This is a genomic window from Caballeronia telluris, from assembly GCF_001544495.1.
In the GTDB taxonomy this organism is placed as follows: Bacteria; Pseudomonadota; Gammaproteobacteria; order Burkholderiales; family Burkholderiaceae; genus Caballeronia; species Caballeronia telluris.
This window is the reverse complement of the sequence record NZ_FCNZ02000011.1, coordinates 57,228-70,569: the sequence shown is the minus strand read 5'-3', so window position 1 is coordinate 70,569 and position 13,342 is coordinate 57,228. Positions and strand designations below refer to the sequence as shown.

Annotated in this window: 12 protein-coding genes; 1 reads left to right on the top strand and 11 read right to left on the bottom strand. The window is 63.8% G+C overall.

Annotated features, from left to right (window positions below):
* Positions 1–24: 24 nt before the first annotated feature.
* A complete protein-coding gene (locus tag AWB66_RS15880; RefSeq protein WP_087631235.1) occupies positions 25–1,317 on the bottom strand; it encodes a Zn-dependent hydrolase in 1,293 nt (430 codons plus the stop codon).
* A 349-nt stretch (positions 1,318–1,666) separates the two neighbouring features.
* Between AWB66_RS15880 and AWB66_RS15875 the strand changes: the two genes are divergently transcribed.
* Positions 1,667–2,371, top strand: a complete 705-nt coding sequence (locus tag AWB66_RS15875; protein WP_087631280.1) for a TetR/AcrR family transcriptional regulator — start codon at positions 1,667–1,669, stop codon at positions 2,369–2,371.
* Between the two features lie 84 nt (positions 2,372–2,455).
* On the opposite strand, the gene AWB66_RS15870 is transcribed toward AWB66_RS15875, so the two are convergent.
* The 10 genes from AWB66_RS15870 to AWB66_RS15825 form a co-directional block, all read right to left on the bottom strand.
* Complete coding sequence (locus AWB66_RS15870) at positions 2,456–2,767, bottom strand: DUF4148 domain-containing protein (protein ID WP_087631279.1); 312 nt, start codon at positions 2,765–2,767, stop codon at positions 2,456–2,458.
* 189 nt (positions 2,768–2,956) lie between these two features.
* The gene (gene hutG / locus AWB66_RS15865; protein WP_087631234.1) at positions 2,957–3,760 is read right to left on the bottom strand and encodes an N-formylglutamate deformylase; all 804 of its coding nucleotides are present in this window, start codon (positions 3,758–3,760) and stop codon (positions 2,957–2,959) included.
* A 28-nt stretch (positions 3,761–3,788) separates the two neighbouring features.
* Positions 3,789–5,168, bottom strand: a complete 1,380-nt coding sequence (locus AWB66_RS15860) for a formimidoylglutamate deiminase (protein WP_087631233.1) — start codon at positions 5,166–5,168, stop codon at positions 3,789–3,791.
* Positions 5,165–5,758 (bottom strand): HutD/Ves family protein, encoded by a 594-nt coding sequence (locus AWB66_RS15855; RefSeq protein ID WP_087631232.1) that lies wholly within the window; start codon positions 5,756–5,758, stop codon positions 5,165–5,167. The genes AWB66_RS15860 and AWB66_RS15855 overlap by 4 nt, the downstream gene beginning before the upstream one ends.
* Positions 5,758–6,453: a histidine utilization repressor gene (gene hutC / locus AWB66_RS15850; RefSeq protein WP_087631231.1), complete on the bottom strand. Its 696-nt coding sequence runs from the start codon at positions 6,451–6,453 to the stop codon at positions 5,758–5,760. The genes AWB66_RS15855 and hutC overlap by 1 nt, the downstream gene beginning before the upstream one ends.
* Positions 6,450–7,979: a histidine ammonia-lyase gene (hutH, locus tag AWB66_RS15845; RefSeq protein ID WP_087631230.1), complete on the bottom strand. Its 1,530-nt coding sequence runs from the start codon at positions 7,977–7,979 to the stop codon at positions 6,450–6,452. The genes hutC and hutH overlap by 4 nt, the downstream gene beginning before the upstream one ends.
* 117 nt (positions 7,980–8,096) lie before the next feature.
* A complete protein-coding gene (locus AWB66_RS15840) occupies positions 8,097–9,173 on the bottom strand; it encodes a porin (protein WP_087631278.1) in 1,077 nt (358 codons plus the stop codon).
* Positions 9,174–9,280: 107 nt separating this feature from the next.
* The gene (locus tag AWB66_RS15835; RefSeq protein WP_087631229.1) at positions 9,281–10,348 is read right to left on the bottom strand and encodes an ABC transporter ATP-binding protein; all 1,068 of its coding nucleotides are present in this window, start codon (positions 10,346–10,348) and stop codon (positions 9,281–9,283) included.
* The gene (locus AWB66_RS15830; RefSeq protein ID WP_087631228.1) at positions 10,341–12,107 is read right to left on the bottom strand and encodes an ABC transporter permease; all 1,767 of its coding nucleotides are present in this window, start codon (positions 12,105–12,107) and stop codon (positions 10,341–10,343) included. The genes AWB66_RS15835 and AWB66_RS15830 overlap by 8 nt, the downstream gene beginning before the upstream one ends.
* A gap of 79 nt (positions 12,108–12,186) precedes the next feature.
* Entirely contained in the window at positions 12,187–13,287 is a 1,101-nt protein-coding gene (locus tag AWB66_RS15825) for an ABC transporter substrate-binding protein (protein ID WP_087631227.1), read from the bottom strand.
* Positions 13,288–13,342: the final 55 nt, after the last annotated feature.

The following is a 13,342-nucleotide window of genomic DNA, read 5'->3' as shown; positions in this document are numbered from 1 at the left end:
TGCAACAGCGAAGTTGATCAGGCGTTACGAGGCTGGTTCGGATGCGCGTCCGAGCATCGCGTGAAGCAGGACGTTGGCGCCCGCCTCGATCCATTCCTGCGATGCGTCTTCGATCTCGTTGTGACTGATGCCATCGACGCAAGGCACGAAGACCATCGACGTGGGCGCAACTTGCGACAGATAGCACGCGTCGTGTCCCGCGCCCGACACCATGTCGCGATGCGAATAGCCGAAGCGTTCCGCAGCCGCGCGCACGGACTTCACGCAGGCTGCGTCGAACGCGACGGGCGCGTAATAGAAGATCTGTTCGAGTTCGGTCTGAAGGCCGATGCCGTCCGCGATGCGCGCAACGCCTTCGCGCAGTTCGGCATCCATCTGCGCGAGCACGGCATCGTCGGGATGACGAAAGTCGACGGTGAAGAACACGCGGCCTGGAATCACGTTGCGTGAGTTCGGGTGGACCTGCATCATGCCGACCGTCGCGCAGGCGAGCGGCGCATGATCGAGGCCGATGCGGTTGACGAGATCGACCACGCGCGACGCGCCGAGCAATGCGTCCTTGCGGCGCGGCATCGGCGTCGGACCTGCATGGGCTTCCTGGCCCGTCAGCGTGATCTCGTACCAGCGCTGGCCCTGCGCATCCGTGACGACGCCGATCGTCTTTTTCTCCGCTTCGAGAATCGGCCCCTGTTCGATGTGAAGTTCGAAAGCCGCATGCAGTCGACGTCCGCCGCACGGCACATCGCCTGCATAGCCGATGCGCCTGAGTTCCTCGCCAATCGTCTTGCCGTCCACGTCCTTGCGCGAAAGACCGTAGTCCAGCGTGAAGACCCCGGCGAACACGCCCGATGCGACCATCGCCGGTGCGAAGCGCGAGCCTTCCTCATTGGTCCAGATCACGACTTCGATCGGATGCTCGGTCTCGATCGCGTGATCGTTGAGCGTGCGGATCACTTCGAGGCCACCGAGCACGCCATAGATGCCGTCGAAGCGGCCGCCCGTCGGCTGCGAATCCGCGTGCGAACCCGTGATGACCGGCAGCGCATCGAGGTTGCGTCCGGCGCGGCGCATGAAGACGTTCCCCATCTGATCGACGCTGATCGTGCAGCCCGCCTCCTTCGCCCAGCTCACGATGAGATCGCGGCCCTCGCGGTCGAGATCGGTCAGCGCGAGACGACAGACACCGCCTTTAGGCGTCGCGCCGATTTTTGCCATCGTCATCAGGCTGTCCCACAGGCGCTGACCGTTCACTTGGAGCGATGTATCGAGACCAGCCGCTTCGTTTGCATTCGTAGTTGCATCCGTTACCGCGTTCATTCGATTCGCTCCTTCAATCGTGGCTGAGGGGACATGAAACTGGTGCATCCGCGTAGCATCGTGGCGCGCTGCCGCACGTAGCCGGTGCACTTTTTTTCTTTCTAAGGGATGATCCTGATGCTGCGTTCCGCTGCTTAGCGAATCCTGTCCGGTTGGACAGGTTGTAGCCGATTAAAATAAGCAAATCAATGTGTTTCGTGTGCTGCAATACAGAGCGAGAAGCGTGCCATTGCGACGCAACATGGCGCTTTTTAACAAGCCTGTTCGCTGGATGGAGCCGCGTTAAGCGAACGGACCGATATGAGTGGAACAGGCGCGACAGGGCTTGCAAGCCGCGCGAGGCGAAACGATGAGACACGACGATGCAGCAGCCGACGCACTAGAAAGCGACACCGCCGCTGCGCCTTTGCGGCGCCGCAAGGCGCACATTCGCGAATCGAACGAAGCCCACTTGCTGGCGTGTGCGGAAGCGGTGTTCGCCGAACGCGGACTGGAGGGCGCGAGCACCGCGATGATCGCGGAGCGCGCGGGTTTGCCCAAAGCCAACTTGCATTACTACTTTCCGACCAAGCTCGCACTCTATCGGCGTGTGCTCGAAGACGTCTTCGAAGACTGGCATCGCGCGGCCGATACGTTCGAATGCAGCGACGACCCGGTCGAAGCAATCGGCGGTTATGTGCGCGCGAAGATGGAATTGTCGAGGCGCCGGCCGCTCGGCTCGAAGGTGTGGGCGAGCGAGATCATTCACGGCGCGCAGCACATGCAGGACATCCTGGGGGAACGCGTAAAGCCCTGGCTCGATTCGCGCGTGAGCGTGATCGAACATTGGGTCGCGCGCGGACTGCTCGCGCCGGTCGACGCGCAGACGCTCATGTTTCTGATCTGGGCAACGACGCAGCACTACGCCGACTTCGACGCGCAGATCCGCGCGCTAAAGGGCAAGCGCGCGCTGACGCAAAAGGCCTTCGATACCGCGACGGAAGAAGTCGTACGGCTCGTGATTCGCGCATGCGGAGCGGTGTCGCCAGCGGACAGCCAGGCGACGCGCACATAGAAAATCGCCTGACGCTTGGAAGCGTCAGGCGATTTTCTTTAAGCATCACGAAGCCGCGAAGGCTTCGCGTCGAACCACTTTGGCTTAGTGACCGAAGTAGATCGAGTCGGGACCGGACGTCGGTGCAACGCGCAGGCCCGAAGCCGAGCTACCGGCGGTCGAAGGACCGTAGCCAGTCGCCGCATTGCCTTGTTCGGCGTTCACGCGAGCTTGCGCTGCCTGAATGTTCTGCGGGTAATTCACGCGATCCGTCGACGGGTTGTAGCCAGCGCGTTCGAGTTGAACCAGTTCGGCGCGAACTTCGGCGCGCGTGACGGGTGCGTTGTTTTGAGCGAACGCGAACGTCGGAGCAGCCAGAGCCGAAGCGATGACGAGTGCGGGAACGAATGCCTTGATCATGATGAACCTCCAATATCTTGTTTTGAGAAATGCAAGGAACCGGAAGCCTTTTATTAAGTTTCTGATTCGCTTTGCTTGAAAACAAGTTTAGGCGTGGGCTCATCTAGGGGAAACCCCTATTTGCGCGAAACATTATTGTCTGTTTCACAATAGTGTTACTGCGTCTATCGGCGCGATTGACGCGCTTTATGAGGCGGCGACGCGCTCCAGTGCGGCGCTCACAAGCCGTTCCAGCAGAGGCTGGACTTGCGACGCACGCGCTTCATCGTAGGCGAAGGGCAGCGTCTCTTCCATGTACGTCGCCTGTGTCAATTCGAGTTGCACCGAATGCACGCCCTCGGCCGGCTGACCATAACGTCGCGTAATGTAGCCGCCTTTGAAACGACCGTTCGCTATCGCCGTGTAGCGTCCGTCCTGCTTCACGATCTCGGCCAGCATGTCCGCCAGGCCCGCGACGGCGGTCGTGCCATCGGCGGTCCCGAAGTTGAAGTCCGGCAAACGTCCGTCGAAAAAGCGCGGCACGACCGATCGGATCGAATGCGCTTCCCACAGCAGCACGCGGTCGTGTTTCGCTCGCAAGCTAGCGAGTTCCTGCGTCAACGCATCGTGATAAGGCTGCCAGTAAGTCGCGCGCCGCGCGTCGATCTGGGCGCGATCCGGCGCGCGTCCGGGCCGGTAAAGCGGCGCCTTGTCGAACGTATCGACGGGGCACAGGCCGGTCGTGTCGCGGCCGGGATAGAGATTCGCGTCGTCGGGCGGCCGGTTCAGGTCGATCACATAGCGCGCGTATTCAGGCAGCAGGACCGATGCGCCCAGGCCCTTTGCGAACGCATAGAGACGTTCGAGATGCCAGTCGCAATCGTCGACGCGCAGCGCTTCTGGCGTCATGTCGGCGGCGAGCGCTTCGGGAATGCGCGTGCCCCGATGCGGAATCGAGATCAGGAGCGGCGCCGTGCCGCGTTCCAGCGTGTAGATAGTCGAGTCGTTCATGTTCGTGGTCTCTAGGTTCGTGGCGCGCTCATAGCAAGAGCGACGCCAGCGCCGCGCGGTAGCGCGCAAACGCGTCTTCCTCATCCGCATGACGGCGGTCATCGACCACTTTACGCCCGCCCACATAGACATCGCGAACCGGCGTGTTCCCATGCTCGCCGAACACGATGCTCGACAGCCACGTCTCGCGATCGTGCCCCGCGATGCCCGGATGATCCGCATCGAGCACGATCCAGTCCGCGCGCTTGCCCGCCATCAACGCGCCCGTCGCGCGGCCGCTCGCACGCGCGCCGCCTTCGAGCGACGCGTCGAAGAGACGATCTGCGGGACGGCTTTGCGTCGCCGATGCGAGCACGTTACGCTCGCGCCGCAAGAGACGCTGGCCGTATTCCAAAAGCCGCAATTCCGCGCGCCAGTCGACGCCGATATGGCTGTCCGAGCCCACGCCGATACGGCCGCCCGCCGCGAGATAATCGCGAGCCGGAAAGAGCCCGTCGCCGAGATTCGCCTCGGTGGTGAGGCACAGGCCCGCGACGGCGCCGCTCGCGGCCAGTCGCGCGGTCTCGTCGGCGTCCATGTGGGTCGCGTGGACGAGGCACCAGCGATCGTCGAGATCGAAGCGATCCAGCAGCCATTGCACCGGGCGCTGTCCGCTCGCCGCGATGCATGCGTCGACTTCGGCCGTCTGCTCCGCAATGTGGATGTGCACGGGCGCGCGGTCGAACCGCGCGTCGAGTCCTTCGATCAACGTGCGAAGCGAATCGTCCGATACCGCCCGCAACGAATGAGGCGCGACGCCATAACGTCGCGAGCCGTTCTCCGGCCGCGCGCGCCGCAACGCATCGAGCAGGTCGAGCAACTGTTCCGGCGTGTTGAGAAAGCGCCGCTGATCGTCGCGTGGCGCGCTCTTGCTAAAGCCGCTGTATTGATAGAGCACCGGCAACATCGTCATGCCGATGCCCGCGTGCCCCGCCGCATCCACGACACACTGCGCGAGTTCGGCGCGATTCGCGTAGGGCGTGCCGTCGCTCGCGTGATGCACGTAGTGGAACTCGCACACCGACGTATAGCCCGCCTTGAGCATTTCGATGTAGAGCCAGCGGGCGATCGGTGCAAGCGTCTCGGGACCGACCTTCGCGGCAAAGCGGTACATCAGGTCGCGCCAGCTCCAGAACGTATCGGTCGCGCTCGCGCGATACTCGGTGAGCCCCGCCATCGCGCGCTGGAACGCGTGCGAATGAAGGTTCGGCATGCCGGCGATGACCGGGCCTGCGGCGCGCGGCGTAGCGGGCGGCATCGGACTGTCCGGCGTGACCGCGACGAGCGTGCCTTCGTCGTTCCATTCGAGCAGCACGTCGCGCTGCCAGCCATCGGGAAGACGCGCGTGATCCGCGAAGAGTGAAGTCATCGTGAAGGGTCCGTTATGACGATACCGATCTGCAGCCACGACGCTTCATGCTGCATGCAAGTCACGACGCACTCGCGCGCAGTCGATGCATCGAGGCGAAGCGTGTCGTCGGGCTGGAGCGTAAAGCGCGTTTCGCCGTCCAGCGCGACCGCTATTTCGCCTTGCACGCAGAAGATGATCGTGACGTCATCGGCAGGCACGATGCGCGATTCGCGACGATGCGCCCGCACCGTCGCTCGCGCGCGATCGCGCCGCACCATCACGTTGAAGTCGCGTGTCGGGCCGTCGACGAGTGTCGCGTCGATCGGCGTTTCGCCCGCGAACGAGGCCATCGCGAGCGGCGTGTCCAGCGCATGCGTGCGGCCGTTCGCTTCATGCAGCCGCATGCCCGCGCCTTCGAGCAGCACCAGCGTGCGGTCGATGCCCGCAAACGTCGAGAAGGCGCCGGGCATATCGACGTTAGCGATGCTCAGGCGCCACGCGAACGCATCGAGCGCCGCGCCTTTCGGCTCGGCGTCGATTTCGCGCGTCACGCCGCCGCCGTTTTTCCAGGGCGCCGGCACGAGCGATTCGCCACGGATCAGGTTCATCAGAAGTGTCCGGTGAACTGATAGCGGTCGCCGGGATGCCACAGGTTCGCGACCGATGCCACCGCGTCGCGCGACCACGTGCGCCGATGCAGCAAGAGACACGGCTCATGCTCTTTCATCGCGAGCGAGCGGCGCGTGTCGTCGGAAGGAATCGCGGCCTCGATACGATACTCGACGCGCTGCAACGGCGCCGCCGCCATCAGGTACTGGTTCGGCGTGATCGTCGTGAAGTCCTGCCGCGCGTATTCGGGCGCGAGCACGGGGTTCACGTGCCGCTCCTCGATCTGCACCGGCTCGCCGTTTTCGAAGTGCAGCACGCGCGAATGAAACACGGGGCTGCCTACCGCAAGCTGCATTTCATCGGCGAGCAGTTCGTCGACGATCGATGCGCCCAGATGCAGCACGTCCGCGCGATACGTATGTCCGCGCGCGGCGATCTCGTCGGAGATGCTGCGGATTTCGACCAGCGTCGACGCATATTTCGGTGTTGCCACGAAAGTGCCCGCGCCCTGCACGCGCGTGAGCACTTGTTCGGCGGTCAGTTCGCGCACCGCGCGATTGACCGTCATGCGCGCGACCTTGAACTCGCGCGCCAGTTCGTTTTCGGAGGGCACCTGATCGCCCTCCCGCCACTCGCCGATATGAATGCGCGTCAGGATGTAGTCCTTGATCTCCTGATAGGCAGGCGTATTCATGCAGTCTGTTCCGACGCGAACTCGAACGGGCTGTGCTTCGCGATCTCGCCGCCTTCGACGAGCTTCGCGATCGCCGCGATGTCCGGCGCGAAGTAGTGGTCAATATCGTAGTGCGCGACCTTCGCGCGCAGCGTCTTCATCACGTCGATGAGGCGCGGGCTGGTCTCGTGCGGCGCGCGCAAGTCGACGCCCTGCGCCGCCGCGAGCAGTTCGATCGCGAGAATGTTGGCCGTGTTGCTCGCGATGTCGCCGAGCTTGCGCGCCGCGAACGTCGCCATCGACACATGATCTTCCTGGTTCGCCGAGGTCGGCAGCGAATCGACGGACGCCGGATGCGCGAGCGTCTTGTTCTCCGACGCGAGCGCGGCCGCCGTGACGTGCGCGATCATGAAGCCGGAATTGACGCCGCCATCGCGCACGAGGAACGGAGGCAAACCGGACAGCGTGGCGTCGATCAGCAAGGCAATGCGGCGTTCCGCCAGCGCGCCGATTTCGGCGGCCGCGAGCGCGAGGTTGTCGGCGGCGAACGCGACGGGTTCCGCATGGAAGTTGCCGCCCGAAAGCACTTCGCCAGTATCGGGGAAGATGAGCGGGTTGTCGGAGACCGCGTTCGATTCGATCAGCAGCACGTCGGCCGCGTGGCGCATCTGGTCCAGACACGCGCCCATCACCTGCGGCTGGCAACGCAGGCTGTACGGGTCCTGCACCTTGTCGCAATCCGCGTGCGAGAGATTGATGCCCGAACCTTCGAGCAGCGTGCGATAGGCGGAGGCTGCATCCATCTGTCCGCGATGGCCGCGCAAGTCGTGGATGCGCGCATCGAAGGGCACGACCGAACCGGCCGCCGCATCGACGGACAGCGCGCCCGCGACGAGCCCGGTGCGGAACAGGTCTTCGATCGCGAACATGTTGTAGAGCGCGAGCGCCGTCGACGCCTGCGTGCCGTTCAGCAGCGCGAGGCCTTCCTTGGCCTGCAGGTTCAGCGGCTTGAGACCGGCGACGCTCAGACCGTCGAGCGCGCTCGCGCGTTCGCCGCGAATCATCACTTCGCCGATGCCGAGCAACACCGTCGACATGTGCGCGAGCGGCGCGAGATCGCCCGACGCGCCGACCGAGCCCTTGACCGGGATCACCGGTAGAACGTCGGCGTTGAAAAGCGTGATGAGCGCGTCGATGACTTCGCGACGGATGCCCGAATGACCGCGCCCGAGGCTCGACAGCTTGAGCGCGATCAGAAGGCGAACGACCGGTCGCGACATGGGCTCGCCGACGCCCACCGCGTGCGACAACACCAGATTGCGTTGCAGCAATTCGAGCTGGTCGGCGGGAATGTGCGTGCTCGCGAGCCGCCCGAAGCCCGTGTTGATGCCGTAGGCCGGCTCGCCTTTCGCGGCGATGTCGGCGACGGCCTTCGCGCTCGCGTCGATGGCGGCGAAGCTCGCCGGATCGAGTTCCAGCGAGTCGGAACCGCGTGCGATGCGGCGCAATTGCGGCAGCGTCAGAAAACCGGGCGTCAGCTTGATCATGGCTCATCCTGTCTATACAAGTTAGAGCCAAGTCTAAACGGCCCTTATCCTATAAACAAGAGGTCATTAGGGAATTCACTGACGCCTCGCGGCGCGTTGTCTATACAGATTTGACGCCTAGAACCGATGCTGGATGCCCGCCGTCACCCCGGCCTGCGTGTCCGCCGCTCCGGTCAGGTCGCGCGAGAGGCTCACGTTCTGGTCGTTCGCAGCGAAGGCGTAGCCGCCCGAGAGATAGAGCGTCGTGCGCTTCGAGAGCGAATAGTTCGCACGCACGGAGAGCAGGGTCGGGTCGCCGTCGGTCGCGCCCTTGATGTCCTGATGATAGACGGCCGCATACACCGTGAAGTCCGGCGCGAAGTCGTAGGAGCCGCCGAACCAGTACATGTCGCTGCGCAGCGTCTCGGCGAGTGTGTTGAACGTGCGCCGATAGTTGCGATAGCCCGCCATCACCTTGGCCGCGCCGAAGTCGTAGCTCGCGCCCGCGTGGATGCCCTGGATATAGCGGGTGGTGTCGGCGGGCGTGACGCTCTCGCTTGCGCCGTTCTGGCGGTCGAAGGTCGCGACGACCGCGAATGCGCCGCGCTCGTAACCGAGGCCGAAGTCGTACTTCGAACTTGTCTTCATGCTGCCCGGCACGTTGCCGAAGCCGTACATCGCGCCGACCTTGAAGCCGCTGAACTCGCCGTCGTAGCGCACTGCGTTCGCGGAGCGCGAAAAGAGTCCGTCCTTGCGGCCGCCGGTCGCCGTCGAACTGGTCGCCCACGAATAGTTCGGCGCGTAGGCCATCGGATCGAACGGCAGCATGTAGTCGTAGGTCGTCGTGAAGGTGCGGCCGAGAATTACCTGACCATAGGTATTGTGCTTCAATCCGACGGTCGCGCGACGGTCGAAGAGCGCGTTCGGACCGTCATCCAGTTGCCCGTTCGCGATGTTGATGCCGCTTTCCAACTGGAACACGGCCTTCAGGCCGCCGCCCAGATCCTCGGCGCCCCGCATGCCGAAGCGCGACGTGTTCTTGCCGCCCGACACGAGGCGCGCGGCGCCGCCGTCCGGGCTTGCGTGGTTCACATACTCGACACCGGCATCGACGATGCCGTACAGCGTGACGCTCGACTGCGCATGCGCCGTGCCGCTGCCTGCGATGCCCGCGAACGATGCGATCGCGGCGAGATGGATGCTGCTGCGTTTCATGCGTCTTCCTCCGTTGTGATTTTTGTTTTCGATGCGCGCGCGCATGCCCGCGCGACACGCATACGCGCGCGCGGGACTTCGCTTCGGATCAGAGAATCGGTCTGGATCTAGCTGGCTTGAGCAAACGCCCAGCAGTCGTTGGCAGGAAACTCGACCCAGTGATTGCCCGGGTCGCGCGGCGTGTGACCGAATGCGCGAAAGCGCAGGTCGCCGCAATGGAACAGGTATTCCCAGCGGTCGCCGAGATACATCGAGGTCACGAGGTTCGCCTGCACGCGGTTCGCGCCGGGGCCGTCCGCGACCTGCACGCGCTCCAGGCGGATCACGGCCTGCGCGTCCTGTCCCGGCTGCAAGGCTTCGCGTGCGCGTGCTTCGAGCTGGAACCCGTCGCCCGCGAGCATCACGCGTTCGCCGTCGATCGACTTCACTTTCGCGTCGATGCGGTTGTTGCTGCCCATGAATTCTGCGGTGTAGAGCGAACGCGGTGAGCCGTAAAGCTCCGCTGGCGTGCCTTCCTGTTCGATGCGGCCATTGCGTAACAGCAGGATTCGGTCCGACATCGCCATCGCTTCGGTCTGGTCGTGCGTGACGCACAGCGCCGACAATCCCAGCGACACGATCAGTTCACGCAGCCACGCACGCGCTTCCTCGCGCAGCTTGGCATCGAGGTTCGAGAGCGGCTCGTCGAGCAGAATGACGGGCGGGTTGTAGACGAGCGCGCGCGCAATCGCCACGCGCTGCTGCTGCCCGCCCGACAGTTGATACGGGAAGCGCGCGGCAAGATGGCCGAGGCCGAGTTGATCGAGCGCGCTCTGCACGCGGCGCTTCTGCTCCGCGCCCGACACCTTGCGCAGCTTGAGTCCATAGCCGACATTGTCCGCGACCGTCTTGTGCGGCCACAGCGCATACGACTGGAACACGAGCCCGAGCGAGCGCTGCTCGACGGGACAATCGATGTGCTTCGCGCCGTCGAAGAAGACCTGCTTATCGAGGCTGATGCGGCCCTCCGACGGCTGTTCGAGACCCGCCACCGCGCGCAACAGCGTGGTCTTGCCGCTGCCCGACGCGCCGAGCAGGCACACCACCTCGCCTGCCTTCAGTTCGAACGACACGCCCTTCAGAATCGGATTGGTGCCGTAGCTCAGGAACAGATTGTCGACGATGAGCTTATCCATGAAGTTTCACTCCGAAGCGCAATGCCACGGCAAGACCGGCGCCGACCATCGCGATGTTGATGACTGAAAGGGCCGCGACCTGATCGACTGCGCCCGTCGCCCACAGCGAGACGAGCAGCGCGCCGATCACTTCGGTGCCGGGAGACAGCAGGTAGACCGCCGTCGAATATTCACGCTCGAAGATCATGAAGATCAGAAGCCACGCGGCAAGCAGGCCGAAGCGCACGAGCGGCAGCGTCACATCGAGGCTCACGCGGGCGCGCGTGCCGCCGACGCTGCGTCCCGCTTCTTCCAGCTCGGGCCCGACCTGAAGCAAGGCGCTTTGAATCAGGCGCATGCCGTAGGCGAGCCACACGACCGTGTACGCGATCCAGATGCTCCACATCGAGTTCTTCAGTTCCTTGATGCCCGGCACGAAGAGGAAGATCCAGAGGAACGCGAGACCGGCGAGCAAGCCGGGCACGGCGCGCGGCAGCAGCACGAGATAGTCGAGGAGCTTCGTGCCCCAGTCGTTGCGGCGATGTCCTGCGAACGCCACGAGCGAATAGAAGCCGACTGCGAGCGCCCCGCCGATCACGCCGATGCCGAGCGTGTTGAGGATCGCGCGCACGAGGTTGTCCTGCTCGAAGAGATCGACGAAGTTGGCGACCGTGAGCACTTCGCGCAACGCGACGCCCTCGCCCCAGTTCGTCACGAACGCACGCAGCACGATGCCCGAGAGCGGCACGAACACGGTAAGAAAGAGCCACAGCGTGACGATCGCGAGTGCGACCCAGCGCCATGTTCCGAGCGGCAGCACGGTCTGGCGCCCCGCCTTGCCCTTGACCGTCACGAACTTGCTCGCGCTCTTGAGCAGGCGCCGTTGCAGCAGCACGAGCGGGAACGTGATCGCGATGATGCACACCGCGACCGCCGCCATCAGGTGATACGAAGGCACGCCGAGTTTGTTGGTGAGCTTGTACAGGTAAGTCGCGAGCACGAGGTGCCCTTCGGGATCGCCAAGCACGAGCGGCAGGCCGAACACTTCGAAGCCGAGGAAGAATACGAGCACGCCTGCGAAGAGCAGCGCGGGCATCGTCATCGGCAGGCTGACGTCGAGCGCGACGCGAAACGGCCGTGCGCCCGCGACGCGCGCCGCTTCCTCGACATCCGAGCCGAGATTGCGCAACGCCGCCGACGAATACAGGTACACGTGCGGCACATGCGTCAAGCCGACGATGATCGTGATCGCGAAAATCGAATAGATGGACCAGGGCGCATTTTCAGCGCCGAACAGTTCCTTGAACCAGACCGAATAGAAGCCGACCGGACCGGCCGCGACGACATAGCCGAACGCGAGCACCATCGGCGAGACGAACACCGGCGTGAGCAGAAGCGGTTCGAGCCAGCGGCGGCCCGGCAAATCGGTGCGCACCATCAGGAACGCGAGAATGCCGCCGAGCGGGATCGAGATGAACAGCATGCCGCCCGCGATGATGAACGAGTTCTTCACCGCCGACCAGAAGTCGGGATCTTCGAAAATGAACTTGAAGCCCGCGATGCCGAGCGTCTTGTTGACATCGAAGAACGGCGCGTTCAAGAGGCTCTGGAACACGATGAACGAAAGCGGCAGCAGCACCGCGACCGTCAGCACCGCGATCACGATCCAGCGGGACGTCGCGGCGAGGCCGCGTAAGCCACCCTCGGGCAGCTTCGGCACCTTGCCCTCGCCGTTGGTCGACAGGACCGCGCCCGGGTCGTTTGTGCTGGATGTAAGCATGAGTGTCCCCCTGCGCCTTGCAAGCGCATCGAAGAGAATACGGGAGTGGCCCGCGCTCGCGCGCGGGCTCGGAAAGACTTTAGCGCTTGATCGCCTGCTGCCACTTCTTCAGGAATTCAAGCCGCTTGCTCTGGTCGAGATAGACGAGCAGACCCGTGCCGATCGGGATCGGCTTGAGCGAATCGCCGAGTTGCTTCGTGAGACCGGCCATGGACGTTTCGCCCTCGACGTCCGCGCGGATCGAGAACAGGTCGGCCTGATTGGCAAGCAGCGTCTGACCGCGCTTGGACAGCAGATAGTCGACCCACAGCTTCGCCGCGTTCGGGTTCTTCGCCTTCTTCGAGATCGTCACGAGGCGGCTCACCACCAGCGTGTAATCCTTCGGATAGACATAACCGATCGACGGGTCCTTCTTCGCTTTCGCGAACGCGTACGAGCCGAGGATGTTGTAGCCGATCAGGTTCTCGCCCGACGAAATGCGCTCCATCATCGCGCCCGTGCTCGACTGGAGCTTCGGGTTCAACGCGCCAATCACATCGACGAGCTGCCACGTCACCTGCGGGTTCACGCGTGCATCCTGCGTGAGGTAGTTGAAGCCGACGCCCGACTTCTCGATGTCGTAGGTCGTGACCTTGCCCTTGTACTTCGCGGCCTGCGTCTGCAAGAGCTTGATGAGGTCGGCACGCGTCTGCGGCACTTCGTTCGCGGGCACGAGGCGCTTGTTGTAGACGATCGCGAGCGGCTCGTAGGTCGTGCCATACGCCTGCTTCTGGTACTGCGCCCATTGCGGCAACTGGGCCGTCTCGGGCGAATCGTAGCTCGCCATCAGGCCGTCGTTGACGAGCTTGACCTGCAGGTCCATGGCCGAGCTCCACAACACGTCCGCGCTCGTGCTGCTCGCCGCGTTCTCGCTGATATAGCGGTTATAAAGCTCCGTGCTGTTCATGTCGTTGTATTCGACCTTCACGCCGTAGAGCGACTCGAAGTCCTTGATGAGCGGGCGCACGAGCGCCGTGTCGGTGACCGAATAGACGAGCACCTTGCCCTCTTTCTTCGCCGCATCGATGACCGACTGATACGATCCGGGGTAACCCGCAGGGACTTGCGCATGCGCCGCGTGAGCGACGAACAGGGCGACGGACAGCGCGGCCGCGCGCAACACGGGATTCAATTTTTTCATGTCTTCCTCCAGAATTCGCTTTGTAATGGTTATGTGTTCGAGTGGTCGCATGTTA